This is a genomic window from Gordonia asplenii, assembly GCF_012933505.1.
Lineage (GTDB): Bacteria > Actinomycetota > Actinomycetes > Mycobacteriales > Mycobacteriaceae > Gordonia > Gordonia asplenii.
Map to the genome: position 1 here is coordinate 383,916 of NZ_JABBNB010000001.1, position 26,528 is coordinate 410,443.

26 protein-coding genes are annotated in these 26,528 nt (G+C 67.3%); 13 read left to right on the top strand and 13 right to left on the bottom strand.

Going from position 1 to position 26,528, the window contains the following annotated elements; all coding sequences use genetic code 11:
- Window positions 1-2: 2 nt before the first annotated feature.
- A complete protein-coding gene (locus HH308_RS01740; RefSeq protein ID WP_170192411.1) occupies window positions 3-998 on the bottom strand; it encodes a sigma-70 family RNA polymerase sigma factor in 996 nt (331 codons plus the stop codon).
- A gap of 71 nt (window positions 999-1,069) precedes the next feature.
- Window positions 1,070-1,492 (bottom strand): DUF3099 domain-containing protein, encoded by a 423-nt coding sequence (locus HH308_RS01745; RefSeq protein WP_170192412.1) that lies wholly within the window; start codon window positions 1,490-1,492, stop codon window positions 1,070-1,072.
- 97 nt (window positions 1,493-1,589) lie between these two features.
- Between HH308_RS01745 and HH308_RS01750 the strand changes: the two genes are divergently transcribed.
- Both HH308_RS01750 and HH308_RS01755 read left to right on the top strand, forming a co-directional pair.
- Window positions 1,590-1,826, top strand: a complete 237-nt coding sequence (locus HH308_RS01750; protein ID WP_170192413.1) for a DUF3039 domain-containing protein — start codon at window positions 1,590-1,592, stop codon at window positions 1,824-1,826.
- Window positions 1,827-2,306: 480 nt separating this feature from the next.
- Window positions 2,307-2,828: a putative endonuclease domain-containing protein gene (locus tag HH308_RS01755; RefSeq protein WP_170192414.1), complete on the top strand. Its 522-nt coding sequence runs from the start codon at window positions 2,307-2,309 to the stop codon at window positions 2,826-2,828.
- Between the two features lie 278 nt (window positions 2,829-3,106).
- Here HH308_RS01755 and HH308_RS01760 read toward each other — a convergent pair whose 3' ends face one another.
- Window positions 3,107-4,276, bottom strand: coding sequence for a YihY/virulence factor BrkB family protein (locus HH308_RS01760; protein ID WP_312870264.1), 1,170 nt, complete (start codon window positions 4,274-4,276; stop codon window positions 3,107-3,109).
- Between the two features lie 69 nt (window positions 4,277-4,345).
- On the opposite strand from HH308_RS01760, the gene HH308_RS01765 reads away from it, so the two are divergent.
- The gene (locus tag HH308_RS01765; protein WP_170192415.1) at window positions 4,346-6,076 is read left to right on the top strand and encodes a DEAD/DEAH box helicase; all 1,731 of its coding nucleotides are present in this window, start codon (window positions 4,346-4,348) and stop codon (window positions 6,074-6,076) included.
- A gap of 84 nt (window positions 6,077-6,160) precedes the next feature.
- On the opposite strand, the gene HH308_RS01770 is transcribed toward HH308_RS01765, so the two are convergent.
- Window positions 6,161-6,370: a DUF7455 domain-containing protein gene (locus HH308_RS01770; protein WP_170192416.1), complete on the bottom strand. Its 210-nt coding sequence runs from the start codon at window positions 6,368-6,370 to the stop codon at window positions 6,161-6,163.
- 205 nt (window positions 6,371-6,575) lie between these two features.
- On the opposite strand from HH308_RS01770, the gene HH308_RS01775 reads away from it, so the two are divergent.
- A complete protein-coding gene (locus tag HH308_RS01775) occupies window positions 6,576-7,262 on the top strand; it encodes a YoaK family protein (protein ID WP_170192417.1) in 687 nt (228 codons plus the stop codon).
- Between the two features lie 546 nt (window positions 7,263-7,808).
- On the opposite strand, the gene HH308_RS01780 is transcribed toward HH308_RS01775, so the two are convergent.
- The 3 genes from HH308_RS01780 to ppgK all read right to left on the bottom strand — a co-directional run bounded on the left by HH308_RS01780 (window position 7,809) and on the right by ppgK (window position 11,434).
- Window positions 7,809-8,912: a DUF5685 family protein gene (locus tag HH308_RS01780; protein WP_170192418.1), complete on the bottom strand. Its 1,104-nt coding sequence runs from the start codon at window positions 8,910-8,912 to the stop codon at window positions 7,809-7,811.
- An 89-nt stretch (window positions 8,913-9,001) separates the two neighbouring features.
- A complete protein-coding gene (locus HH308_RS01785; RefSeq protein WP_170192419.1) occupies window positions 9,002-10,459 on the bottom strand; it encodes an RNA polymerase sigma factor in 1,458 nt (485 codons plus the stop codon).
- 198 nt (window positions 10,460-10,657) lie between these two features.
- Entirely contained in the window at window positions 10,658-11,434 is a 777-nt protein-coding gene (gene ppgK / locus HH308_RS01790; protein ID WP_170192420.1) for a polyphosphate--glucose phosphotransferase, read from the bottom strand.
- A gap of 120 nt (window positions 11,435-11,554) precedes the next feature.
- On the opposite strand from ppgK, the gene HH308_RS01795 reads away from it, so the two are divergent.
- The gene (locus HH308_RS01795) at window positions 11,555-12,451 is read left to right on the top strand and encodes an inositol monophosphatase family protein (RefSeq protein ID WP_170192421.1); all 897 of its coding nucleotides are present in this window, start codon (window positions 11,555-11,557) and stop codon (window positions 12,449-12,451) included.
- Between the two features lie 130 nt (window positions 12,452-12,581).
- Here HH308_RS01795 and cei read toward each other — a convergent pair whose 3' ends face one another.
- Window positions 12,582-13,298, bottom strand: coding sequence for an envelope integrity protein Cei (cei, locus tag HH308_RS01800; protein WP_170192422.1), 717 nt, complete (start codon window positions 13,296-13,298; stop codon window positions 12,582-12,584).
- Window positions 13,299-13,727: 429 nt separating this feature from the next.
- Between cei and HH308_RS01805 the strand changes: the two genes are divergently transcribed.
- Window positions 13,728-14,027, top strand: coding sequence for a DUF4193 domain-containing protein (locus HH308_RS01805; RefSeq protein WP_170192423.1), 300 nt, complete (start codon window positions 13,728-13,730; stop codon window positions 14,025-14,027).
- A gap of 69 nt (window positions 14,028-14,096) precedes the next feature.
- On the opposite strand, the gene HH308_RS01810 is transcribed toward HH308_RS01805, so the two are convergent.
- Window positions 14,097-14,618, bottom strand: coding sequence for a DUF3093 domain-containing protein (locus tag HH308_RS01810; RefSeq protein ID WP_312870266.1), 522 nt, complete (start codon window positions 14,616-14,618; stop codon window positions 14,097-14,099).
- A gap of 23 nt (window positions 14,619-14,641) precedes the next feature.
- On the opposite strand from HH308_RS01810, the gene dut reads away from it, so the two are divergent.
- Window positions 14,642-15,142, top strand: coding sequence for a dUTP diphosphatase (gene dut / locus HH308_RS01815; RefSeq protein ID WP_170192425.1), 501 nt, complete (start codon window positions 14,642-14,644; stop codon window positions 15,140-15,142).
- Window positions 15,143-15,182: 40 nt separating this feature from the next.
- Window positions 15,183-15,917, top strand: a complete 735-nt coding sequence (locus HH308_RS01820) for a DUF3710 domain-containing protein (protein ID WP_170192426.1) — start codon at window positions 15,183-15,185, stop codon at window positions 15,915-15,917.
- On the opposite strand, the gene HH308_RS01825 is transcribed toward HH308_RS01820, so the two are convergent.
- Window positions 15,898-16,620, bottom strand: coding sequence for an alpha/beta hydrolase (locus HH308_RS01825; RefSeq protein ID WP_170192427.1), 723 nt, complete (start codon window positions 16,618-16,620; stop codon window positions 15,898-15,900). The two genes, HH308_RS01820 and HH308_RS01825, sit on opposite strands and share 20 nt — an antisense overlap.
- A 122-nt stretch (window positions 16,621-16,742) precedes the next feature.
- Here HH308_RS01825 and HH308_RS01830 point away from each other — a divergent pair, with 122 nt between their 5' ends.
- The gene (locus tag HH308_RS01830) at window positions 16,743-17,117 is read left to right on the top strand and encodes an OB-fold nucleic acid binding domain-containing protein (protein WP_170192428.1); all 375 of its coding nucleotides are present in this window, start codon (window positions 16,743-16,745) and stop codon (window positions 17,115-17,117) included.
- Window positions 17,104-17,823 carry a DUF3159 domain-containing protein gene (locus tag HH308_RS01835; RefSeq protein ID WP_376767145.1) on the top strand — a complete coding sequence of 240 codons (720 nt, stop codon included), beginning with the start codon at window positions 17,104-17,106 and terminating at the stop codon, window positions 17,821-17,823. The genes HH308_RS01830 and HH308_RS01835 overlap by 14 nt, the downstream gene beginning before the upstream one ends.
- Before the next feature lie 215 nt (window positions 17,824-18,038).
- Here HH308_RS01835 and HH308_RS01840 read toward each other — a convergent pair whose 3' ends face one another.
- The gene (locus HH308_RS01840) at window positions 18,039-18,698 is read right to left on the bottom strand and encodes a potassium channel family protein (protein WP_170192429.1); all 660 of its coding nucleotides are present in this window, start codon (window positions 18,696-18,698) and stop codon (window positions 18,039-18,041) included.
- A 49-nt stretch (window positions 18,699-18,747) separates the two neighbouring features.
- Window positions 18,748-19,413, bottom strand: coding sequence for a potassium channel family protein (locus HH308_RS01845; protein ID WP_170192430.1), 666 nt, complete (start codon window positions 19,411-19,413; stop codon window positions 18,748-18,750).
- 150 nt (window positions 19,414-19,563) lie between these two features.
- Between HH308_RS01845 and HH308_RS01850 the strand changes: the two genes are divergently transcribed.
- The 3 genes from HH308_RS01850 to dxs all read left to right on the top strand — a co-directional run bounded on the left by HH308_RS01850 (window position 19,564) and on the right by dxs (window position 25,011).
- Window positions 19,564-21,576: an APC family permease gene (locus tag HH308_RS01850; protein WP_170192431.1), complete on the top strand. Its 2,013-nt coding sequence runs from the start codon at window positions 19,564-19,566 to the stop codon at window positions 21,574-21,576.
- Window positions 21,573-22,877 (top strand): class I SAM-dependent RNA methyltransferase, encoded by a 1,305-nt coding sequence (locus HH308_RS01855; RefSeq protein ID WP_170192432.1) that lies wholly within the window; start codon window positions 21,573-21,575, stop codon window positions 22,875-22,877. Before HH308_RS01850 ends, HH308_RS01855 begins: the two co-directional genes overlap by 4 nt.
- A gap of 205 nt (window positions 22,878-23,082) precedes the next feature.
- The gene (gene dxs / locus HH308_RS01860) at window positions 23,083-25,011 is read left to right on the top strand and encodes a 1-deoxy-D-xylulose-5-phosphate synthase (protein ID WP_170192433.1); all 1,929 of its coding nucleotides are present in this window, start codon (window positions 23,083-23,085) and stop codon (window positions 25,009-25,011) included.
- Here the strand turns inward: dxs and HH308_RS01865 are convergent.
- The gene (locus HH308_RS01865) at window positions 24,944-26,419 is read right to left on the bottom strand and encodes an APC family permease (protein ID WP_170192434.1); all 1,476 of its coding nucleotides are present in this window, start codon (window positions 26,417-26,419) and stop codon (window positions 24,944-24,946) included. The two genes, dxs and HH308_RS01865, sit on opposite strands and share 68 nt — an antisense overlap.
- Window positions 26,420-26,528 lie beyond the last annotated feature (109 nt).

Consider the following 26,528-nt stretch of genomic DNA (forward strand, 5'->3'; position numbering starts at 1 on the left):
ATCTAGCTGGCGTAGGCGCGCAGCCGTTCGGCGCGATCGCCCTGGCGCAGCTTGACCATCACCTCGCGCTCGATCTGACGGACCCGTTCGCGCGAGAGGCCGAACAGGCGACCGATCTGATCGAGGGTGCGGGGCTGGCCGTCGTCGAGCCCGAAACGCATGCGGATGACTTGCTGCTCGCGCTCGTCGAGCGTGCCGAGGACCGCGCGTACGTCGGAATGCAGCAGCCCGGCGATGACCGCGTTCTCGGCTGAGGTCGCCTCGGCGTCCTCGATGAAGTCGCCGAGCGGCGCCTCCTCGTCGGTGCCGACCGGCATGTCGAGGCTCACCGGGTCCCGACTGTGGTCGAGCAGGTCGGCGATCTTCTCCGCCGGGATGCCGGACTCTTCAGCCAACTCGTCGTCGGTTGCCTCGCGGCCGAGCTGCTGATGCAGCTCGCGCTTGATGCGGGCCAGCTTGTTGACTTGCTCGACCAGATGCACGGGCAGCCGGATGGTGCGTGATTGGTCGGCCATTCCGCGGGTGATCGCCTGGCGGATCCACCAGGTGGCATACGTGGAGAACTTGAAGCCCTTGGCGTAGTCGAACTTCTCCATCGCGCGGATCAGACCCAGGTTGCCCTCCTGGATCAGGTCGAGCAGCGGCATGCCACGACCGGTGTAGCGCTTGGCCAGCGACACCACCAGGCGCAGGTTCGCCTCGAGCAGGTGGGCCCGGGCCGTCTCGCCTTCGCGGACGATCTGCGCGAGATCCTGCTTCTTGACCGCCGACAGCCGCTTGCGGGTGGCCAGCACGTGGCTCGCGTACAAACCGATCTCGATCTGCTTGGCCAGTTCGACTTCTTGCTCGGCGTTGAGCAGGGCGGTACGGCCGATGCCATTGAGGTACACGCGTACCAGATCGGCGGAGGGGGACTGAGCGTCGAGATCTTGTTCGGTCATCGCCGGTCGCTTGGTGTGCTGAGCGGTCGGGGCTGGGCTAACGGACGTGCGAGACATACGGCCTCCTCCATCGTGTGCGTTCTTAACTGCTCAACGAGGAGGGTTCGCGGAAAGTTCCCAGCGAGTAATTACGTGGCGTCGCCGCTGTTCGACGCCGGTTTCTCGACTACCTCGTCCACGACGTCGCCGTCGATCGTCGAGGAGTCGGTGGCGATGTCGAAGGGTCGTGACTCCAGCACCCGTCGTTCGTCCGCGGCGTCGGCGTGCATGTATCGCGCGACCTGACCGCGCTTGCGCGGCGGCGCGTCGTTGGCGATCAGCACGGCTATCCACGGTATCGGGATCGACGCCGCGACGATCGCCAGCGCCAGCCAGCCGTTGTGCGTCAGGCTGTAGGCGATACCCGCCGCCACGAGAGCTGGCACGCGAAAAGCCATGAGCGTCAAATACTTTCGCACCCGTGCACGATGCTGTTCATCGAGTCCGGTGGCGGCCCCGGTGATCAGGAAAGTCTCGGGTGCATCCCGATGTCCGATACCTGAATGGCCCATATCTCCACTGTCCCACTTTCCGCAGACGAATGCACGGTCGGGGTGGTCGACGCGCTTCGCGCTGGGATCATCAGGCGAGGTCGGGCAGAATGACACCATGGCAACACAGACGATTGAACGCCCCGACGTCGACACCGATACCGCCGACGACACCGACCGCCCCAAAGTCTTCCACTACGTCAAAAAGGACAAGATCGCCGAGAGCGCCGTCATGGGCACCCACGTCGTCGCACTGTGCGGCGAGGTCTTCCCCGTCACGCGTGCGGCGAAGCCCGGATCGCCGGTGTGCCCCAAGTGCAAGAAGATCTACTCGCGGATGAAGAAGGGCGAGTAGGCAGATTGCACTCTGCCTGGTCGGTGGCGGCGAGGGGAATGTTCCCTCGCCGAAGCTGGGGTGACCGAATGCAATCTGCTCACCGTCGGCGGTCGCCGATTCGATGAAACCAAACCGGCGTCGCGTGCGTCTAAGTGTGCATGGGACACGAGACCGGGGTTTTCTCCACCGCAGAACTGCACTCCTTCGGCGCGACGACCGCTGATATCCGCCGGGCGACGAAGGCCGGCCAAATTCTCGACTGCGGCAAGGGATGGTGGCGCGTCGAGGGGGCGAACCCCCTGGTGGTCGCCGTCGTCGAGGCGGGGGGAGTCCTGAGTTGCCGATCGGCGATTGAGTTCTATCGCGACACCGCACACCCGAAGCTGTACGTGTCCGTCGAATCCGACCATTCCGCACGGTCGTCTCAGCAGGTACGGCAAGTCCGTCGTCACGACGGCCGAGTTCAAGTGGTGCCAGGGTCATGGCCGACCGCGACGGTTGACCGGTTCCGTCGACTCGCTCGGCGTGGCGCTGGCGTGTGCGGTGAACTGCCTGTCCGAGGAGGAATGGATCGCGGTGTGTGATTCGATCCTGCACTACACCGCGCTCACCGTCCACGACGTGCGCCGCGAGATGGGTGTGGTGTCCAAGACCGTCGACCGCATGCTCGACAAATGTGACGGCCGGGCGATGTCGGGGCCGGAGTCGATCGCGCGAGTTCGGTTGCGCGCCTTAGGCTTCGATGTCCGCGTGCAACCTGCGATCGGAGGCGCCGAACATGCCGACCTCCGGATCGGGTCGCTGATCCTGGAGTGCGACAGCAAGGAGCACCACCTGCTCGACGTTCAGAAGGCCAACGACTGTCGACGCGATCGAATGACCCTCAAGAAGGGAATGATGACCATGTGGTTCATGGCCGAGGAACTGTGGACAAATTGGGACGGGCTCGTGCGGGACATCCGAGGGGTCACCTATTGCGACAGACACCGCAGACCGTATCGACCTGATCTACCGGCCTGACGGTTGATTGCAGTCTGTCCGGTCACTGGCGCCGGGGGAATATTCACCTCGCTGGGTGTGGTGGGGCTGATTGGAATCTGCCTCTGCGCTGCTTGGCCTGATGTCTGATTGCAGTCTGTCCGGTCACTGGCGCCGAGGGAGTATTCACCTCGCTGGGCGTGGTGGGGCTGATTGCAATCTGCCTCTGCGCTGCCTGGCCTGATGGCTGATTGCAGTCTGCCCGGTCACTGGCGCCGGGGGAGTATTCACCTTGCCGGGCGTGGTGGGGCTGATTGGAATCAGCGCGACTCGTCGTCGTCGGGCGTCTGCGTCTTGATGGGACCGGTCGACCAGTGCGGCAGGTGACGGATTCCGCCGGTGATCTCGGCCGTCGTCGTCTGCACCCACTCCTTGACCTGTCCCGCTGCGGCGGGCTTCGCCGGCCAGATGGACTGGATCGCGGCGTTGAGCTCGGCCCCGACGACGATCGCGAAGCCGAGGAAGAAGCAGAACAGCAGGAACGCGATGGGGGTGGCCAGGGCACCGTAGGTGTAGCCGGAGCGGGTCACCTCGGTCAGGTAGATGCGCAGGATGTAGCTGGCGATCCAGAAGAACACCGCCGCGAGGATCGCACCGGCGATCAGGCGATGCCACGGCAGCGGATTGGGCAACGCGAGGTGGTACAGCGTCGTCAGCATCGCCACCAGGACGGCTGCGACCAGCGGGAAATAGCCGATATCGATCAGATTCGCCACGACGGTTCCCCAGGAACTGGGCACGATCTTCTGCAGATACGTCGGCCCGACGGCGACCAACGGCAGCACGAACACCGACGCGAACAGGAAGCCGATGTAGACGAACAGTGCGAAGAAGCGCTGCCACACCGGATTTCGCAGATCGTGCTGGTCGTGGGCGTGCACGATCGATGAAACGAAACACGACATCGCCGACGACCCGGCCCACAGCGACAACACGAAACCGATCGACACCACACCGACGCGGCCCCGTCCGAGCACGTCCTCGACGGTCGGCCCGATCAGATCATTCACGACATTCTCCGAGAACGTCCGATTGGCGAAACCGATGATGCGTTCGTGAATCACCGCGACGGTGTCCGGGCCGAACCAGCCGCTCACGTAGCCGATGCTGCCGAGCAGCCCCAGCAACAGTGGGGGAAGTGACAGCGCTTGCCAGAACGCCGCCTGTGCCGCCCAGCCGATGATGCCGTGATCGAACGACCCGACTGCGGTGCGCCACACCAGCTTCGGCAGATTGCGCACGATCGGTTCTCGCCGGGCCGGCGTGGTCGACGTCGAGTCGGTCACCTCCGCGGTGTCGAGATCGCCGGTTGCGACGCCGACGTCGGACGCGGGGACCAGCGCATCGCCGAGTGCCCGACGTCCCGGTTGCGGGTCGTCGGGCAGCGGCGCCGGATTTCTGGTGCGTGTAGTGATGTATCTAGCATCCACGATCCGCGGCGCTCGCGCGTGCGCAGGTTCGTCGTGTCGTAGAAGCCGGTTAGAATAGTGGCCGAATCTATGGCAGGAGCGAAGTCTTTCGTGAGCGAAAAACCAGCTGCTCCGTCGTTGCGCGCATGGCAGCGTCGGGCGTTGACCAAATACCTGTCCACCAAACCGCGTGACTTCTTGGCCGTCGCCACACCGGGCGCAGGCAAGACGACATTCGGGCTGCGTATCGCCGCCGAACTGCTGGCCGACCGCACCGTGGACGCGATAACCGTCGTATGCCCCACCGAGCATCTCAAGCATCAGTGGGCCGGTGCCGCGGCACGCGCGGGTATCGCGCTCGACCCCGAGTTCAGCAACTCCGTCGGGCAGACCAGCTCCGACTTCGACGGCGTCGTGCTGACGTACGCGCAGGTGGCGTCGCATCCGACGAAGCACCGGGTGCGCACCGAGAACCGCAGGACGCTCGTCATCCTCGATGAGATTCACCACGGTGGAGACGCGAAGTCGTGGGGTGACGCGATCCGTGAGGCCTTCTCCGACGCCGAGCGCCGCCTGGCGCTGACCGGAACCCCGTTCCGCTCCGACGACTCGCCGATTCCGTTCGTCACCTACGAGGACGAACCGGGTGGACTCAAACGGTCCAAGGCCGACCACAGCTACGGCTATTCCGACGCCCTGCGCGACGGCGTGGTGCGGCCGGTCGTGTTCATGGCCTATTCGGGTCAGGCGAGTTGGCGTACCAGCGCAGGCGAGGAATTCACCGCTCGCCTCGGTGAGCCGCTGTCGGCCGAACACACCGCGCGTGCGTGGCGAACCGCGCTCGACCCGCACGGCGACTGGATTCCGGCCGTCCTCGGTGCCGCACACAAGCGGCTGCTGCAGAAACGGGCGTCTGGCATCGGCGACGCGGGCGGCCTGGTCATCGCGACCGATCAGTCCACGGCTCGCGACTACGCCGAATTGCTGACCGAGATCACCGGTAACCCGGTCACGCTGGTCCTGTCCGACGACCCCGGATCGTCGGACCGCATCGAAGCGTTCGCCAACTCGCAGGACGAGTGGATGGTCGCCGTCCGAATGGTGTCCGAGGGCGTCGACGTTCCGCGGCTGGCGGTCGGCGTGTACGCCACCAGCGCGTCGACGCCGCTGTACTTCGCCCAGGCCATCGGTCGTTTCGTGCGCTCACGCCGCCCGGGCGAGACGGCCAGCGTGTTTCTGCCCTCGGTACCGGTGCTGCTCAGCCTCGCCAGTGAGATGGAAGCGCAGCGCGATCACGTCCTGGGCAAGCCGCACCGTGAGTCCGAGGGCCTCGACGACGCGTTGATCGCCGACGCCAACAAGCGCAAAGACGAGCCGGGCGAGGAAGAGGCGGCGTTTCAATCGCTGCACGCCGACGCCGAGCTCGACCAGGTCATCTACGACGGCGCGTCTTTCGGCACCGCGACGATGGCGGGCAGTGACGAAGAGTCGGACTATCTCGGGCTGCCCGGGCTGCTCGACGCCAATCAGGTGCGCGAGCTGCTCGCGCGACGCCAGGAAGAGCAGCTGGCCAACCGCAAGGTCGCGGCGTCGAACGGGCATCCCAGCGCTGTCGCGGCACGCCCGGCGTCGACCGGGGAGAACCTCGGCGAACTGCGCCGTGAACTCAATTCGCTCGTCGCACTGCATCACCACCGCACCGGCAAGCCGCACGGCATGGTGCACAACGAACTGCGCACCCGTCTCGGTGGGCCGCCGACGGCGATGGCCACGGCCGATCAGCTGACCGAACGGATCAAAGCGCTGCGTGAGTGGCGCTGATCCGGTCGATGACATGAAAGCAGCGCCCGGGGTTGCCGGGCGCTGCTGTGGGTGGTTGAAGTAGTGTTCGCGCGGCGTCGTCGATCAGACGAGTTCGGCCGCGGACTGATCGACCGTCGCACCGAGCTGAGCCAGCCGTGCCTCGTGCTCGGTGAAATGGTGACGGCAGAAGAGGAGTTCTCCGCCGGACGGAAGGGTGGCCCGTACCTTGGCTGCTGCGCTGCAGCGATCGCAGCGGTCTGCGGCGGTGAGGGGCGCGAACACATCGGTGGTGGTGGTTACAACAGATGACATGATTCCTCCGTCCCGGGCTGACAGTGATTGTCGGTCCCAACGTGAGTGCCGCACCTGGTTGGTGTGACTCTCCTACTCTGTCAGACGATCGGCGTGCGCGTTTTGTTCCGCAGTCTCGGGTGTGTCATCTCACAGCGGCGATTTGCCAGCTCGGGATGCCCGCGTCGAGGCCGTGTCCGGTGGGTGATCCGGGCAGAATATCCGCATGGTGAACGACGAGGCACGACCCGCGGGTGAGATCAACATCGCCAGTGCGGTGCTGATGACCGCGGTCGGCGGATACATCGACGCGTTCTTGTTTCTGCGTCATCAGGTGTTCGGGTTCGCCCAGACCGGAAACGTGATCTTTCTCGCCGTCGACCTGGTCAAGGGCGGTGATTGGGTCCAATACGTGTGGCCGCTGCTCGCCTACATCGCGGGCCTCACCTGTGCGCAGGTTCTGCGGACGCGCAGGCCGGACTTGCCGAGCCGCACAGTGACCGCTGCGATGGGCTTTCAGGTCGTCGTGTTCGCGGTGCTTGCCGTTCTGCCCGGTACCGCGCCGGCGGCGCTGCTGGTCGTGACGCTGTCGTTCGTCGGTGGCGTCCGGCTCGAACTCTTCCGGGCGGCTGCCGGCATATCGTTCGTCAGCATCGCGACGACCGGCAACCTCATGCGCGCCGTGGAGGCGATCGGCGACTTCGTCCGCGGTCGGTCATCGGACCAGTTGCGCGCGATCGCCCTGACCGTGGCGGTCGTGGTCGGCTTCATCGGTGGCGCCGTGGCTGGGGCGCTGCTGTCGCAGACGGTGACGCACGCGCTGTGGGGAGCGGTGCTCCTCGAAGCCGCGAGCATGGCGGTGTTCGCGGCCGCGTCCCGGAGGCCGTCGACCGCGGGAGGCACGCCTCAGTAGGGCTACTGGTGGTGTGTCGCGGCTAGTGGTATTGATATCTTGCGCGCATCCTGCTTCGCCGTATCCTGCTGGTTGAGCGGGGCGACGCCGAGTCGAAACCACTGTGACGCTGCGGGTTGCGTCATTGCCCGGCCGGTGGGGTTTCGACTCGCTCCGCTCGCTCAACCGGCAGAGGAGCGCAACGTCGTACAACTCTTTAAGTGCGTGTCTCCCTAGTTCGCGGGCGTTTCCACTCACCCGCGGCACACAGGTCGGGTACCCGACTCACCACCTGCCCCACCGGTGACAACGGATCGATGCCGCGCGCACCTCGAGCGCTGACGCGTACTTGGTGTCGAAGTTGCGGTGACTGTGATTCGCCGCGCAGAACGCACTGGCCCTGATTGGAAACTGCCCGCTCGGCGACGGCGGGGTGAATGTTCCCCCGGCGACGGTGACGGGACTGAGTGCAATCGGCCGCTCGGGGCCAGAGGGTTTCGACTCGCTCCGCTCGCTCAACCGGCGGAGAAAACGCAACGTCATACAACTCTTAAGTGCGACAATCCACTAGCAGTCGCAGCTGCAGTCGCAACAATCGCAGTCGCAACAGTCGCCACAGCAGCCGTCGTCGCCGCAGCAATCGCCGCATCCGTCACAGTCGCAGTTGTCGCACGACGAGTCGAAACAGCGGTCGCGCCAGCGCTCCTTGTTGGGATCGGCCGCCTTGCCCAGCGATACCTCGCCGACGTCGAGGCCGTCGAACTGGTCCGAATCGAACCCGTCCGGGCCGATCGGTGTCCCCGCGACGACGGGCGCGGCGTCGAACACCTTGTGAAATGTGCGATGCATTCCGCCGAGGAGGGCGGCACGGAGCAGCCGGTCGTCGTGCAGGATGAGGTCGTCGAAGCGCCGCACGACGGCCCGGTAGAGCCGCAGGCAGTCCGCGCGCGCCTGCTCGGTGGTGGTGCCGGTCTTCTCCAGCGGATTGAAATCGCCGCGCCGGACGTCGTCGGCGCGGTCGGCGACGGCGTCGATCAGGTGCGCGAACGCCCCGAAGTCGGCTCCGATGTCGGCGAGCGGTGCGCGGTTGGCTTCGACGCCCGCGACGTCGGCGCCCGCGGCGAACACCGCCGACGTCGAGCGGACCGTCGGCTCGATGATCGCGTGCAGCGTCTCGCCGGTGAGTTCGGCCCGCGCCGACGCGGCCGGGTCACCGAGCAGTGTCTCGACGTCCACCAGCGGCGCAATGCCGACGTCGGCGAGGGCGCGGCGCCGCAGTGCGTCGGCGGCCCGTCCCGCCGTCCACGACTGCCAACGACTCTGTGCGGCAAGCCCGTTCACGCGTTCGGCGACGACGTCGGCGGCCCGTGCGCCGGCCAGCGTCAGCGATGCGGTGGTGCCGAGCCGGATTCCGAGATCAGCGGCGTCGACGACGTCGGCGCGGCGCATTCCACGGAGCGGGCAGGGACCGGCAGTGTGCGTGTCCGACGTCGAATCTCGTTGCGCCGCAACAAGAATGGACAGCATTACGGCGTCGGTGTTGGTGATCGCCCGATAGGGCTGGCCGTGCCGGTCGCGGAGGGACAGACACAGGCCGCACAGGTGAGCGCGCCATTGGTCGCGCAATTCGTCGTCGAGATGCGCCGTACAGGGGCGCGCAATGCCAAGCACCGCCTAACAATAGACAACTCCGGCCGTCCCGTGCGGACGACCGGAGAGTCAGTAATTCGATTGGGGGACAGGCGATCTAACGCGGTCGCTCAGTCCAGGTAGTCGCGCAGCACCTGCGAGCGCGACGGGTGGCGCAGCTTGCTCATCGTCTTCGACTCGATCTGGCGGATGCGCTCACGGGTGACGCCGTAGACCTGCCCGATCTCGTCGAGCGTCCGCGGCTGACCGTCGGTCAAGCCGAAGCGCAGCCGTACGACGCCGGCCTCGCGCTCGGACAGCGTCTCCAGGACCGACTGCAGCTGATCCTGCAGCAGCGTGAAGGAGACCGCGTCGACGGCCACGACCGCCTCGGAGTCCTCGATGAAGTCGCCGAGCTGGCTGTCGCCCTCGTCGCCGATCGTCTGGTCCAGCGAGATGGGTTCACGCGCGTACTGCTGGATCTCCAGCACCTTCTCCGGCGTGATGTCCATTTCCTTGGCGAGCTCTTCGGGAGTGGGCTCGCGGCCCAGATCCTGCAGCAATTCACGCTGGATGCGGCCGAGCTTGTTGATCACCTCGACCATGTGCACCGGGATACGGATAGTGCGTGCCTGGTCGGCCATGGCGCGGGTGATGGCCTGCCGGATCCACCACGTCGCATAGGTCGAGAACTTGTAGCCCTTGGTGTAGTCGAACTTCTCGACCGCACGGATCAGGCCCAGGTTGCCCTCCTGAATGAGGTCCAGGAACGCCATGCCGCGACCGGTGTAACGCTTGGCCAGCGACACGACCAGACGCAGGTTGGCTTCGAGGAGGTGATTCTTGGCGCGGTTGCCGTCACGGGCCACCTCGCTGTAGAGGCGGCGCTGCGCCGGAGCCAGCTTCTCGCCGGCCTCCATGATGCGACGCAGGCGCTCCGCGGCGAAGAGTCCGGCCTCGATCCGCTTGGCGAGCTGCACCTCTTCCTCGGCGTTGAGCAGCGCGACCTTGCCGATCTGCTTGAGGTAGGCGCGGACCGAGTCGGCGGAGGCGGTCAGCTCGGCGTCCTTGCGGGCCTGCCGCAGCGCCTCCGACTCCTCCTCGTCCCAGACGAAGTCGCCCGAGGCCTTGTCGGCGGCGGTCGGCTCGTTGGTCTCCTCTTTGCCCTTGGCGGCCGCCTTGGGCTTGGCCGGAGCCGACTCGTCGGCGTCCTCGGAATCGTCCTCGTCGTCGGAGTCGTCATCGTCGTCGGTGAGATCCTCGGCGAGGTCGACGTCGTCGGTCAGGTCGGTGTCGGGGCCGTCCATGTCGTCGATCGACGGCTCATCGAGTTCGTTCTCGTCGACGACTTCGCCGTTGGGGGTGTCGGAGGTGCCGACGGCCTTCGCCGGGGCCTTCTTGGCGCCGGCCTTCTTAGCCGGGGCCTTCTTCGCGGCGGCCTTGCGGGCGGGTGCCTTCTTGGCCGCGGCCTTACGTGGTGCGCGCTTGGCGGGAGCCTTGCGGGCGGTGGGATTGTCACCGGTCGATGACGCGGTGGCAGCCGAGGCGGCGATGTCGGATTCCGCCGATTGTGTCTGGGAGGCAGCCACGTACAACCTTTCGGACGAGCAGATGAGAAGTCGCGTCGGGGGGCGCTTGACGTCCGCGATGCGAGGGGCTGGTTGGTGCGAACCGCACCGCTGACGAACATTGTAACGACACCTGAGAAAAGGTGAAGAAAAGGCCAGCTAGCGGACGTGTCGCCGGGTTGAGACGGACGACTTGAGGCCGCCCCGACGTGCCCGCGGTCAGACTCGCAGACCGGCTTTGACGGCCATCGCGGCACCGACGATACCCGCGGTGTTGAGCAGCGACGCCGGCACCACCGGGACCTCATTGGTGAGCAGCGGAATCCACTTGTGCGCCTTGCGGCTGATTCCGCCGCCCGCGATGAACAGCATCGGCGAGAACAGCTTCTCGTAGGTCTTCAGGACCTCGGAGAGTTTCTCGGTCCACTTCTCGTAGCTCCAGTCGTTGTCTTCTTTGATCTTCGACGACGCCCGATGCTCGGCGATCTTGCCGCGGATCTCCAGATGCCCCAACTCGGTGTTGGGCAGCAGCATGCCGTGATACATGATCGCCGAGCCGATGCCGGTGCCGATCGTCAGGAAGATCACCACGCCGTCGACCTCGTTGGAGGCGTGACCGTAACTCGATTCGGCCATGCCCGCCGCGTCGGCGTCGTTGAGCACCGACAGCAGACGGTCGGGCAGGTGCCGACCGAACAGCTCGTAGACGTCGGTGCCGATCCACGAGGGGTCGATGTTGGCGGCGCTGCGCGCGTGTCCACCGGTGACGACGCACGGCAGGGTGATGCCTACCGGACCCTCCCAGCCGAAATGCGCGACGACGTCGCCGACACCCTGCGCGACGGCCGCGGGCGTGGCCGGCCGCGGCGTGAGGACCTTGAACCGGTCACCGACGAGTTCGCCGGTGTCCAGATCGACGATGCCGCCTTTGATGCCGGACCCGCCGACGTCGATGCCGAAGCTCAGATTGCGGGACTCACTTGTGGTGTCAGACATGGCTTTGCGAAGGTCCTTTCGATTCGCACACGCTCGGTGTGATCAGGCTAACGGCAAAAGCGTGCGCGTGAGCGCCTCTCAGCCGGACCCGCGCAACGGCGTCGATGACACACTGGTGACGTGACCGAAACCGCCCGCACAGGACAGCTCAGCACCGATGCCGACGACCTCGCGCTCGTCGCCACCGACATCGCGCAGACGGCCGCCGCGCATGTTCGACGCCGCCGACCCGAATTATTCGGGTCCGCAACGGTTTACGAGTCATCCGACGGGGTGGGCGGAGCGGCCGCGGTGTCGACCAAGTCGACGCCGACCGACCCGGTGACCCTCGCCGACACCGAGACCGAGGAGATGATCGCGTCCCTGCTGGCCGAGCGCCGGCCCGGGGAGGAGATGCTCGGCGAGGAGGGCGGCGGGACGGTCGACATCCCGCGCGGGGTGCGCTGGGTGGTGGACCCGATTGACGGAACCGTCAACTTCATGTACGGAATACCCGCATACGCGGTGTCGGTGGCCGCTCAGATCGACGGCGTCTCGGTGGCCGGGGCCGTCGTCGACGTCGCGCGCGAGGTCACCTATGCCGCGGCGCGGGGGTCGGGCGCCTACCGGCACTCCGGCGATGCGCGGGATCGGTTGCGGGTCAGTGGAATCGACGACGTGTCGCTGGCCCTGGTGGCGACCGGGTTCGCCTACGACCGACGCCGTCGGGAACAGCAGGCGGGCATCATCGCGGCGCTCCTGCCGCGGATCAGAGACATTCGACGAGTGGGAGCGGCGGCGCTGGATCTGTGCATGGTCGCCAGCGGCGCGGTCGACGCGCACATCGAACACGGGCTCAGTCCATGGGACTGGGCGGCGGGCGGACTCATCGCCGCCGAGGCGGGAGCGGTGGTCACACTGCCGCCCGCGCAGTCGCGATCGAGCGACGGCCATCCGACGATCGCACTGAGTCCCGGCGTGGCACAAGAGATGACGCGGCTGTTCGACGAGGTCGGCGCGCTGCGGGACCTGCCGTAGGCGACTTGCCGGCCGAAAGTCGTCACAGCGGCCGCCGCGGGTGAGGTCGACTCGTTCCTCGCTCAGCACGGCGCCTCGCTTCGGCACTCGGGGAGCGGGGGTGGGTGTCGGTAGGCAGCTTCGGCAGCTCCTAACACTTCGCCGAGTGCACTGCTTTCACCAGGGACGGGTCGACGCCGGTCTTGGGATCCTTCGGGTCGGCTGACCGCAGCGCTTCGAGAGCGGCCTGCGCGTCCTGGCTCTGCTCATGCGTCTTGTACTGCAGCCCGAGGGCGACGTCGACGCTGGTGCCGGTCCGGCCGTCGTTGACGAGCTGTGCGCACGGAATGGCCAGCCAGACCGCGGCGGCGCTGGATTTGCCCGCCGGGCCGAAGCGGATCTGGGCCACGCAGTCGAGATCCTGGTTGGGGTAGAGCGGATCGTCGCCGTAGGCACTGTCCGGCGTCGGGGAGAACCCCTGTGCGATGAGGTCGTCGGAGACCGTGCGCGCCGCGCCGCGGGTCGTCGACGCGTTGAGCACCCGCACCGAGAAGGTGCTCAGCGCGGCCGGCGTGACCGTGAGCATGTCGTCGCGCGACGCCGCGGTCAGCTTGGCAGCGGTCGTCGGGGCCGGTGCCGGCTTCGGGGCGGCCGACGTCGAGGCCGACGCACTCGCCGACGCCGCGGTCGGTTGGTTGCAGTCGACGGCGACGGACTGCTTGTCGCCGCCGGTGAGTGCGACCGTCCACACCACGATTGCGGCGAGCGCGAGCACCACCACGAGAATCAGGGCGGGCACCATGACGCGACGACGGTAGGGCCGCCCCCGCCGATCTGCCGCCCGACCGTGCGTAATGTTGCTCACCACGCGCTACGCCACCTCATTCGCGTTCGACATCGTGCACGCCCGGTGCGCCGATGGGTTGGGTCGATTTCCTCGACCACTCTAAAGGGTTGGACACGCGGACACCGCTGCCGCCGGGTCGTGTCGGCGTGCATCGGCGGGTCGATTCCCACACGCCGACGCCGCTATTGACCAGATGTCAGCAGTGGGCTATATTGTGGCGCGCCGAGCCGGAGAGAATCAGCCCAGCAAGACTTCCGTTGTGTGATGAACATCACTGAAACGGCGAGGGTCGGCGGCAACAAATGCAGGGGTAGTGGCGTTGTATCACCGACCGATGGACGAACATTCTCGTCCGTCGGCCAGCACGGCGACTCCACCCGGCCACGAGCTGGAATGTGGCGTTGAGCACGCGGCGACACGCGGCGTGAAGACAATGAGTGAGGCAGGGAAATGGCTACTGACTACGATGCTCCGCGTCGCACCGACTCCGAGGACATCGGTGAGGATTCGCTGGAGGAATTGAAGGCTCGCCGCAGTGAGGCGCAGTCGTCGTCGGTCGACGTCGACGAGGGTGACACGGCCGAGTCCTTCGAACTCCCCGGTGCCGACCTTTCCGGTGAGGAATTGTCGGTGCGCGTCGTGCCCAAGCAGGCCGACGAATTCACTTGTACGAGTTGCTTTCTCGTATATCACCGCAGCCGCCTCGATCATGAGAACGGCAGCGAGATGATCTGCGTCGACTGCGCCTGAGCGTTCGACGAGAAACGGGGGAGCCGGGCCGCTGGCGGGATCGCCGCCAGCACCGTCCCGGGTCGGGGATCAGTCCCGATCGGTGGGGGCGGGCGCGTGGCGGGCGTCGATGACGTTCAGCGCCGCGAGGACCTGCTCGGGATGGCGGGTCGACACCAGCCAGTAGGGGGTCGGGTCGTCGGGGTCGTCGAGGACCAGCAGCACCATCGTCTTCACCCACGCGCGATGCATGAGGTAGGCGGCCGGATCGAGCTGGCGGCCCAGTGCCGCGCTCTTCGCCGTCGGCGGCACCGACGCCGCGCGATCGATCACCGCGCGGGGCAGGGTGGCCTTGTCGGCGACGAGTTCACCGTCGGCGGTCACGCGGATGTGCACCCGCCCCATCGACCACAGCAACCACGCGATCAGGATCGCGACCACGAAGTATCCGACGACGCTCCACGACGCTCCGTGCGCGGCCAGCGAGATCTCGTACCCGACGATGCCGGTCAGCAGGGCGCCGGCGAGCCACCACCAGGCGGGAACGTACAGGCGCTCGGAGTAGACGTCGGCAGCGGCGGGATCACCGGACGGCGATTGCGGAGATGACACTCGACCCAGCGTAGTCTGCGGGAGTGTCCAGCGAAATTTCACCGCCGTCGACTGTCCCCGTTCTCCGCGTCAAACGACTCGATCCCGACCTTCCGCTCCCGGCACGCGCCCACCCCGGAGACGCGGGTGTCGACCTGTTCTCGACCATCGACCTCGAACTCGCACCCGGCCGCAGGCAGCTCGTCGGGACCGGCATCGCCGTCGCGCTCCCGGTCGGCACCGTCGGCCTGATCCATCCGCGCTCGGGGCTGGCCGCCCGGGCCGGGCTGTCGATCGCCAACACGCCGGGCACCGTCGACGCCGGGTATCGCGGAGAGATCAAGGTCTGCTTGATTAACCTCGACCCGGACGAGTCCATCGCCATCGCCCGCGGCGACCGCATCGCCCAGCTGCTGGTCCAGCGCGTCGAACTGCCCGAACTCGTAGAAGCCGACGAACTCGACGACACCAGCCGGGGTGCCGGTGGCTACGGGTCCAGCGGCGGGCACGCGCGTCTGGACGACGCACCCGCGTCCGGCGTATAGCCGACGAACCGTCACAGAAATACAGGAGACAGCAGTACAGATGGCAGATCAGACGCATACCCTCGGCGACGCCGCCGGGCCGTATGACATCGACTCGCTCACCAACACCGCCGCCGAACTGGCGTCGTCGCACCTCGACCTCGGGTCGGTGCTCATTCCCGTCGTCGAGGGCGGGCAGGTGAGCGTCGAAATGACCGTCGATCACCAGCCCGAGGCGGTGTATTTGATCACCCCCATCGGGCGGGTCACCGTCGCGGCCTATGCCGCGCCGAAATCGCCGGGGCAGTGGCGTGAGGTGGTGCGTGAACTGGCCGAGTCGATTCGCGCCGAGGGTGCCGCGACCACCGTCGAAGACGGGCATTGGGGCCGCGAGATCGTCGCCGAGGTGCCCGGTGAGGTGCATCGTTTCATCGGTGTCGACGGTCCCCGGTGGATGCTGCGGTGCATCGCCAGCGGACCCGAGGAACACGGCGAGCACATGGCTCAACTCGCTCGCGCCGTTCTCGCCGAAACCGTCGTGCGCCGCGGCAGCGACCCGTTCCCGCCGCGCGACCCGCTGCCGGTGGTCCTGCCGCAGATCCTCGCCGAGCAGGTCGCCGCGGCGCAGCAGGAGATGGCCAACTCCGGGGCGTTCGCGGCCGACAACCTGCCGCCCGGCGTCGAGCTGGATCCGGCCGACCTCGAGTTCACCGACTATGCGGCCGACGACGACCCGGACCACGCGCCCCCGACGTCGGGCTCGGCATTGCAGCAGCTCAAGACCCCGAAGCCGTAGTCCCGGTCAATTCGAGCCAGCCGCGGGCACATGTGTCGCCCAACAGCGCGGCGTCGACTCCCCAGGTGTGCAGCGGCAGTTCGTAGAGCACCGACCGCGGTGCCGCGGCCGCCCACTGCCGCGCGACGTCGATCGGGTGAATGAGATCGTCGGTCGAGGCGGTGATCGCCAGCGGGACCGCCAGGGTGCCCAGTTCGGCGAGTGTCGGTCCGACGAACGACGCCGCGGCGTCGAGCTGGGCGAGAAGGTCGGGGTACAGGCGCCGCCAGGACCGTGTCAGCTCGGCGGACAGCCACTCCGGGCTGCCAGCGGTCATCGTCGCGATGGTCGCCTCCAGGCCGTCGGCGCGCATCGCGGCCGCGGTCGCCGCGGCCGACACCGATGCGATGCTGCCAGCCGGCGGGCCCGACCACGGCGGCAGGGCCGCGAGCACTCCGGCGCAGGTCGCGGCGTTGCGCAGCGCCCACGACGTCACGATGCTCGCCCCGATGGACACCCCGCCCACCAGGATCGGGCCGTAGTGGGCCGCGGCGGCGTCGAGCGCCGCGAGATACCCCCCGGCGAGATCCGTGGTCGGCTCTAGGGCGACCAGTTCGACGCCGAGTGTCGTTGCGGCACTCCCGAATGCACGCATGACGTAGTCGGCGTCGGAGCCGGTGCCGGGCATCGCTACCAGGGCGCGCGGGGACGTGGTGTGAGCCATGTCAACAGATGATGCCCCGCCCGGTGGAGACACCGGACGGTGAGGTCTACAGTGACCGTTAGGAGTGCCGGTAACCCACCGAGCACTCGTCGACTACGAACTGATCGCCCCAGGAGGGTGGGATGGCTGCAACTGGTTATCTGAAGCGTCTGACGCGGAAACTGGTCGAGGATCTCGACACCGCGGACGCCGAGGAGATCGCCGAGGAATCGCGAGCGCTCGGCGCGCAATGTGCGTCGGAGTGTGCCCGCGGCGACGAGGTCAACATCCACGGCGAATTGCGCTCGGTGCAGACCTGCTCCAAGGCGGCCCACACCGGTGTCAAGGCGGAGTTCTTCGACGGTACCGATACCGTGCTCCTGAAGTGGTTGGGGCGCAATCGAATTCCGGGCATCGAACCGGGCCGCAAGCTGACCGTCCGCGGACGACTGGCCCAGCACGACGGTGGCAAGGTCATCTACAACCCCTATTACGAGCTCGACGGTGCCGACGAATAACGAGCCCGGCTCCTCCGATCACACCGCAGTTCCCAGCGACATCGCCGACGCCGAGCAGCCCTCGACGACCGGCGCCGCGCCCGCACCGACCCACCAGACTCTCCTCGAGCAGATGGGCGGCGTGTCCGGGCTGATCTACTCGACGGTGCCCGTCGTGGTGTTCGTGCCGGCCAACATGATCTTCGGACTGACCGGTGCCATCATCACCGCACTGGTCTGTGCGGCTGTGATCTTGGTCATTCGCGTGGTTCGCCGCGAGCCGATCACCCCGGCGATCTCCGGCTTCGTCGGGGTGGCGATCTGCGCGTTCATCGCCCATCGCACCGGCAGCGCCAAAGGATACTTCTTGTTCGGCATCTGGACGATGCTGCTGTACGCGGGCATCTTCGTGCTGTCGATCGTCGTGCGATGGCCGCTCGTCGGGGTCGGCTGGAATGCCCTCAACGGTGCCGGACACACGTGGCGCAAGCACCGCCCGACGCTGCTCGCCTACGATCTCGCGACCGCCCTGTGGGCGCTGGTCTTCGGTGCCCGCTACGTCGTGCAGTCATTCCTCTACGACACCAGTCACACGAGCTGGCTGGCCGCCGCGCGCATCGGCATGGGCTGGCCGCTGACCGGACTCGTCGTGCTCGCGACGATCCTGCTGGTCCGGCGCGCCGAGAAGAATGTGCAGGCCCGCGCCGACGCCGTGCGCGCCGACTGAGGGGACTGGTGCGGTGTCGCGGCTGAACGGGTCGGAAATGCCCTGAAGGTGTTCGGCCGGGACCGCGGCTGAGTATCGGTGTAGAACACCTGTCCCACCGGTAACAGAGCGCACTGGCCCTGATTGGAATCTGCCTGCTCAGCGGCGGCGAGGTGAATGTTCCCCCGGCGCCGGTGACGGGGCAGAGTGCAATCGGCCGCGCAGGCCAGACTCCACTAGCCCAGTTCCAGAGCCACGTGCAGGTCGGCTTCGGCCTCGATCGGCGCGATGAACACCAGTTCGTCGCCGCCTTCGATCGGGTCGTCGGTCTGCGGGACGATGACCCGACCGCCGCGCAGGATCGTCACCAGCGCGGCGTCGCGCGGCAGTTTCAGTTTTCCGACTGGCCGTCCGGCCAGCGGTGTGTTGTCGGGCAGCGTGAGCTCGACCAGGTTCGCCTGGCCCTGCCGGAAGGTCATGAGCCGAACCAGATCGCCGACGGAGACCGCTTCCTCGACGAGGGAGGCCAGGATGCGCGGTGTCGAGACGGCGACGTCGACGCCCCAGTCCTCGCCGAACAGCCACTCGTTGCGGGGATCGTTGACACGCGCGACGACGCGATTCACCGCGAACTCCGTCTTGGCGAGCAGGCTGATCACCAGATTCGCCTTGTCGTCGCCGGTCGCGGCGATCATGACGTCGTAGCTCTGCAGGTCGGCGTGCTCCAGATTCGACAATTCGCAGGCGTCGCCCAGCAGCCAGGTCGCGCCCTCGACGGAGGATTCGTCGATATGGCTGCTGTCGCGCTCGATCAGGGTGATCTCGTGGGCGTTGACGAGCAGCTCGCGGGCGATGGAGCGCCCGACCGCACCGGCCCCGGCAATGGCAACTTTCATCGACTCACTCGTTCTGTCGTCGGTTCGTCGGTCGGAGAGCGACGGGCGGTCATTCGGTGCTCACGCGGGGAGCCGCGGCCAGGGCGCGTGCATTGGCGATGTTGTCGGTCAGTACCGCGGCGAAGACGAGGTCGTCCTGCTGCAGCACCGTCTTGACGTCGGGCAGGATCGTCCGACCGACGCGTTCCAGGAACGCGACGCGCGCGCCGGTCAGCTCCTGGAACTTGCCGATCGACGTTCCGATCCACGTCTCGTCGATGTCGAGGCGGATGATCACCAGGGCCCCCGACGGGTCACGCCACTCGGCGGTCGTCGACGTCTCGCCGAGTTCCGACACGAAGCGCTCGGTCGTCCACGGTACGGTCGCCACCGTCGAAATACCAAGGCGCTCATACACTTCCGCGCGACGGGCATCGTAGATCCGCGCGACTACCCGGTCGACGCCGAAGGTCTCGCGGGCCACCCGCGCGGAGATGATGTTGGAGTTGTCACCCGAGGACACCGCGGCGAACGCGTCGGCGGACTCGATGCCCGCTCGGATGAGCACCTCACGGTCGAACCCGACGCCGCGGACCTTGGTTCCGGTGAAATCCGGGCTCAATCGCGCGAAGGCGACCTCGTCGCGGTCGATGATCGCGACCGAATGACCACGCTTCTGCATGGCCATGGCCAGCGACGAACCGACGCGGCCGCAGCCCATAATGACTACCTGCACGCCATGACGGTACCCGATCGATGCGCGGGGCAACGGGCGTGTCGGCGCCGCTGCCCCAACTGCCCGAGATGGGGTGATTGCCCGGGGTGATCGGACAGCGTAGCGGGGTGCCGATGGCGCAGCCTCTCGCCAGGCCCTAGTGTTTGCTGAGTGTCAACACTCTCCATGGTGTCTACCGCGGCAAAACGGCTGCTGCTCGGACGGCCGTTTCGCAGTGAGCAACTCGGACATACGTTGTTGCCCAAGCGCATCGCTCTGCCGGTTTTCGCCTCCGACGCGATGTCGTCGGTCGCCTACGCGCCGCAGGAGATCTTCCTGGTGCTGTCGGTCGCCGGTATGTCGGCGATCGCGTTCGCGCCGTGGATCGCGGTCGCCGTCGCGTTGGTGATGGTGGTCGTCGTCGCCAGCTACCGGCAGAATGTGCACGCCTACCCGTCCGGCGGCGGCGACTACGAGGTCGCGACGGTCAACCTGGGGCCCAATGCCGGCTTGACGGTCGGCGCGGCGCTGCTGGTCGACTACGTCCTGACGGTCGCGGTGTCGATCTCGTCGGCGATGGAGAACATCGGCTCGGCGTCGTCGCTGGTCCACGACCACAAGGTGATCTTCTCCGTCGCGGCGATCGTCCTGCTCGCCTCGGTCAACCTGCGCGGCATCAAAGAGTCCGGCACGCTGCTGGCCATTCCGACCTATCTGTTCATCGTCAGTGTCGCGATCATGCTGGCCTGGGGTGCGATCGACATCTTCGTCCTCGGCGACGACGTCCAGGCCGAGACCGCGGGGTACGCCATCCGCGCCGAGCACGACCACTTGGTCGGACTGGCCTTCGTCTTCCTGCTGGCCCGCTCGTTCTCCTCCGGTTGTGCGGCGCTGACCGGCGTCGAGGCGATCAGCAACGGCGTACCCGCGTTCCGCAAGCCCAAGTCGCGCAACGCCGCGACGACGCTGCTGCTGCTGGGGTCGTTTTCGATCGTGCTGCTGCTCGGCCTGGTGCTGATGGCCCAGAAGATCAACGTCAAATATGTCGCGAATCCCGTCACCGACCTGGTCGGCGCCCCCGCCGGATATCAGCAGAAGTCGATGATCGCGCAGCTGGCGCATGCGATCTTCAACGGCTTCACACCCGCCTTCTATGTGGTCGCGGTGGCCACCGCACTGATCTTGATGCTGGCCGCGAACACCGCCTTCAACGGTTTCCCGGTGCTCGGTTCGGTGCTCGCGCAGGATCGTTACCTGCCGCGGCAGATGCACACCCGCGGCGACCGTCTCGCCTTCAGTAACGGCATCGTCTTCCTCGCGCTCGCCGCGATCATCTTCGTCGTCGCGTTCGGAGCCGAAGTCACCGCGCTGATCCAGCTGTACATCGTCGGCGTGTTCGTGTCGTTCACGCTCAGCCAGACCGGCATGGTCCGACACTGGACCCGCCACCTGCGGACCGAGACCGATCCGCGTGCCCGCACCCGGATGTACCGTTCGCGGATCATCAACGCCATCGGTCTGGTGATGACCGCCACCGTGCTGGTGATCGTGCTGATCACCAAGTTCGCGGCGGGCGCCTGGATCGCGATCGTCGCGATGGTGACCCTGTTCATCATCATGAAGCTGATCCATCACCACTATGCGACGGTTCAGCGCGAACTCGACTCCAGCGAAGAGGACGAGGTGCTGCCCAGCCGGACCCACTCGATCGTGCTCGTCTCGACGCTGCACCTGGCCACCAAACGGGCGATCCGCTACGCGCGAGCCACCCGGCCGGACACTCTGGAGGCGATCACCGTCAACGTCGACGACCGCGACACCCGCAGACTCGTCTCAAAGTGGGAGGCCAGCGACATCACGGTGCCGCTGAAGGTGATCGCCTCGCCCTATCGCGAGATCACCCGGCCGGTGATCGAGTACGTCCGGCGCGTGCGACGCGAATCGCCGCGTGACGTCATCACCGTGTTCATCCCGGAGTACGTCGTCGGGCACTGGTGGGAGCAGATCCTGCACAACCAGTCGGCACTGCGCCTCAAAGGTCGACTGCTCTTCGAGCCGGGGGTGATGGTGACGTCGGTGCCGTGGCAACTGACCTCGTCGGAACGGCGGAAGAACGCCGACGGCGTCTACACCGCGCCCGGTGACGTGCGCCGCGCGCTCGGCGACGCCGCGGAACGCCGGTGAGCGCCCCGGCGTCGACGCCGCGTGGAGCATGGTCGGGTCGTGAACTCGAGGTCACGCTGGACCGGCTGGCGCACGGCGGAGCCGCGGTGGGACGGGTCGACGGCCGCGTCGTGTTCGTGCGGGGCGCGCTCCCCGGCGAACGGGTGCGGGCCCTCGTCGTCGACGATCGCAAGGCGGCCTTCTGCCACGCCGACGTCGTCGAGATCGTCGAGGCCAGTCCGTATCGCATCGACCCGGCGTGTCCGGCGGCGGCCGCCGGTGCCGGTTGCTGCGACCTGTCGTTCGTCAGTCTCCCTCACCTGCGCGACCTCAAGACCGAAGTACTGACCGACACCCTGGCACGAGTCGGACGCCTGCCCGACGTCGAGGCGAGCGTCCGCTCACTCATCGGCCCCGACGACCCCGGCGCGGCCTGGCGCGTTCGCGCACGGCTCAGCGTCGACGGCCAAGGGTATCCCGGATTCCACCGCCATCACGGCGCGCAGATCGTCGCCGAACCGTGTATCGCGCTGCACCCGGCGATGTACGCGACCGTCCGTGACCAGCGTTATCAGCCCGGCAGCGACGTGATCGTCGTGCGCGATACCGAAGCGCAGGTGCACGTCGTCGAGATTCCGGAGGAGTCGGCTCCGCGTCGCGGCCACTCGCGGGCCACCGCGCAACGCAACCGGGCACGGTCTGGACGTAAGACCTCGCATCTGGTGGCCGGCTCGGCGACGGCGACGTTCCAAGTGGGACGACGACGATGGGAGATCCCGTCGACCGGCTTCTGGCAGGCCCACGAGCGCGCCCCGCAGGTGTACTCCGACACCATCGCCGAACTGGTCGCCGCTCATCGGCCGCTGTCGGGCGGGTCCACCGTCTGGGACCTCTACGGCGGGGCGGGCGTGTTCACCGCCGGACTGCTCGACGCCGCGGCGGCGGGCGGCGTGGAGCTCGGCCAGATGCATATCGTCGACACCGACTCCACCGCCCTCGACGCGGCGCAGACCACCCTCGACGACCTGCGCGTGCACGTCCATCGCGGCTCCGCGCAGGCGGTCGTCGACGGGCTGCCGACTCCCGACGTCGTGGTGCTCGATCCGCCGCGCAGCGGTGCCGGACGCGAGGTCGTCGAGGCCGTCGCCGACGCCGATCCCGCGATCATCGTGCACATCGGCTGCGACGTCGCCGCGTTCGCCCGCGACCTCGGTCTGTTCGCCGACCGCGGCTATCGGGTGGTTGAGCTGCGCGGGTTCGACGCCTTCCCGCGGACCCACCACGTGGAGGCGATCGCCGCACTGGTACCGGCGTCGGGGTGAGCTCCCCGTCGCCGGTGAACGTGCCGCCGGGTGACGGCTGTCGGGTTGATCACGCTTGAGCGCTTGTGGCGGTACAAGCGTGGGTGTGCGGTGGTCGAGTCCGTAGACTGACCGGAGAATGACACACGCCGACGACGCGGGCCCGTGCGTGACGGGCGCATCCGTCACTCGGATGGCGTCGGCGCAGCGATGAGGAGGACAGGCGATGAGTGTGCTGGAGACGATCAGCTCACCGGCCGATCTGGCGGGGCTGGACCAGCAGCAGATGACCGAGTTGGCCGTCGAGATCCGGGAGTTCCTCGTCGACAAGGTCACCGCGGTCGGTGGTCACCTCGGCCCCAACCTCGGGGTGGTCGAGCTGACCCTGGCGATCCATCGCGTCTTCGACTCACCCACCGATCCGGTGATCTTCGACACCGGCCACCAGTGCTATGTGCACAAGATCGTCACCGGCCGGCGGGACGGTTTCGACGAGTTGCGCCAGCGCGGCGGGCTGACCGGATACCAGGAACGGGCGGAGAGCCCGCACGACTGGGTCGAGTCGTCGCACGCGTCGGCGGCGCTGTCCTACGCCGACGGGCTGTCGAAGGCCTTCGAATTGCGCGGTGAGGATCGCACGGTCGTCGCCGTCGTCGGCGACGGCGCGCTCACCGGCGGCATGTGCTGGGAGGCGCTGAACAACATCGCCGCCGCGCGCCGGCCGGTGGTGATCATCGTCAACGACAACGGGCGGTCGTACGCGCCGACGGCCGGCGGCTTCGCCCAGCATCTGTCCGGGCTGCGACTGCAGCCCGGCTACGAGAAGTTCCTCGACGAGAGTCGCCGTGCGCTCAAGCAACTGCCCGTCGTCGGGCCGCCGACCTATGCGGTCCTACACGGCATGAAGAGCGGACTCAAGGACCTGCTCGCACCGCAGGCGATGTTCGCCGACCTCGGGCTCAAATACGTCGGCCCGGTCGACGGCCACGACGAGGAGGCGCTGGAGGCGGCGCTGCGCTCGGCCAAGTCGTTCGGACGGCCCGTCATCGTGCACGCGGTCACTCGCAAGGGCATGGGGTATGCGCACGCGGAGAACCACGAGGCCGACCAGATGCACGGCATCGGCGTCATCGACCCGGCGACTGGGCGCTCGAAATCCGTTGCGGCACAAGACTGGACGTCGGTGTTTTCGGGTGCCCTGGTGGAGGCGGGCGGTCGCCGCGACGACGTCGTCGCAATCACCGCGGCGATGGCCGCACCCACCGGGCTGGCACCGTTCGGCGAGAAGTTCCCCGACCGGCTCTACGACGTCGGGATCGCCGAACAGCACGCGATGACGTCGGCGGCAGGCCTGGCGCTGGGCGGCATGCATCCCGTCGTCGCGATCTACGCGACCTTCCTCAACCGCGCGTTCGACCAGATGCTGATGGACGTCGCGCTGCTCAAACTGCCGGTCACCATCGTGCTCGACCGGTCCGGCATCACCGGCCCCGACGGCCCCAGTCACCACGGCATGTGGGACCTCAGTCTGTTCTCCATCGTGCCGGGTATCCGTGTCGCCGCACCGCGCGACGCTGTGCGGCTGCGCGAGGAACTCGACGAGGCGCTCGCCGTCGACGACGGTCCGACCGCCGTGCGTTTCTCCAAAGGGGCTGTGCCAGAAGATATTCGGGCCACCGCGCGGCTCGATGACGGCGTCGATGTGCTGAATCACACGCGCGCGGGCGGTGGCGCGCTCGCCGGGGACGTGCTGCTCGTCGGTGTCGGTGCGTTCTGCGGACTCGCCGTCGAGACCGCCGAACGGCTCGCGCAGCAGGGGATCGAGGCGACCGTCGTCGACCCGCGCTGGGTGCTGCCGGTGCCGCATTCCCTGGTCGATCTCGCCCGCAGGCACACGCTGGTGGTGACCGTCGAAGACGGTCTGGCCTCCGGTGGTGTTGGGTCGGCGATCAGTGATCTGTTGTCCGACAACGATGTTCATGTCCCGGTGGTGCGGCGCGGCGTCGACAAACGGTTCATCGAGCATGCCTCACGCGGCGAGATCCTGGCCGAGTTGGGGCTCACGGCTCAGGATCTCGCGCGCACGATCACCGCGACGGTGTCGGGCATGTCTCCGGCGCCCGCGGTGAGTCTCGACGAGACCGCGGGTCGGTAGCGGATTCGGCGGGTTCGCCCCGGCGTCGACCGGCGAGAACAGCGCCGAGGACCGCTGCGACGGGCAACGCCCAGGGCAGTGAGTTGATCCAGGTGACCGTCGACCCGGTCAACGTCGGGTAGTTGGCGACCATCAGGACCAGTGCCACGGCGAATCCGACGACCGCCAGGGCCGGTGCGACGATGCTGGTGACGACCGACTCGGTCAGCCGGTTGCGCAGGAAGTAGGCAACGATCGAGGTCGCCGCAATGGCCTGCAGCACGACGATGCCGAGCACGCCGAGCCCATAGAAGCTGATCCCCATGCTGAGGTACGGGTGCTGACCGGCCACGCCGAAGCCGACGGTGAAGACGATGACGACGACGAGCTGGGCGGCGCTGGCCGCGACCGGTGAGTGGTGGCGGGAATTGATGCGCGCCAGGAAGCGGGGGAGCAGCCCGTCGCGGGCCAGTGCCACGTGGTAGCGGGCGGTGTTGCAGTGGAAGGCGAGGAACGCCGCGAACAGGCTGGTCACGACCAGGATCGCCATCATATCGGTGACAGCCTTGCCCAGATACTGGGTGGACGCGTTGAAGATGAAGTTCTCGGTGTCGGCCTGCGCGGCCTGCTGGGCCTTGCCGACCCCGTAGGCGCTGATGGCCGCCCAGCTGATCAGCACGTAGAAGACGGTGATGACGGCGAGGGACAGGTAGGTCGCGCGGGGCACCGAGCGCCGCGGGTCGCGTGCTTCCTCACCGTAGAGGGAGGTCGCCTCGAAGCCGACGAAGGAACCGAACGCGAGCATCAGGCTGATGCCGAATCCGCCGCCGAAGACCGCGGCGGGTGCGAACACGTGCATCGAGAAGCCGTGGAAGCCCAGGCGGACCAGCACCGCTACGTTGAAGGCGAGCAGGATCAGCACCTCGGCGGCGAGCGCGACGGCCAGTACCTTGGCGCTGGCGGTGACTTCGAAATACGACAGGACGGCCACCGCGATGAGGCAGACGACGGCCACCGCGGGCCACGGCACGCTGACGCCGAACAACTGACTGGCGACGTCGGAGCCGTAGTAGACCAGACCGCCGAAGATCCCGACGGTCGCGGCGTTGTAGGCGACTACCGCGACCATCGCCGTCGCGCCGCCCGCGCGGCGGCCGAGTCCTTCCTGGGCGAAGGTGTAGAAGCCGCCGACGTTGGTGATGCGGCGGCTCATCTTGATGTATCCCGCGCTGAACAGCGCGAGGATCGCGCCGGCGACGACGTAGGCGCCCGGTACGCCTGCGCCGGTGCCGCGGGCGATCGACACGGCGAGGATGGCGACGACGACGCCCATCGGGGCGACGCCGGCGAGAACGAAGAACACGATGTCGGCGGTGGTGAGACCGGTGCCGCTCTTGAGTTCGTCGGGTGAGGATTGGGTCGTGGACATCGGGTGCATTCTCCGTGGCTAGGCTGGACGAGAGTCATTGCGACTGACTCTGGCAATTCAAGTAATACACACGACTTGAATTGAGTAGGATCATATGGCGGGCATCACA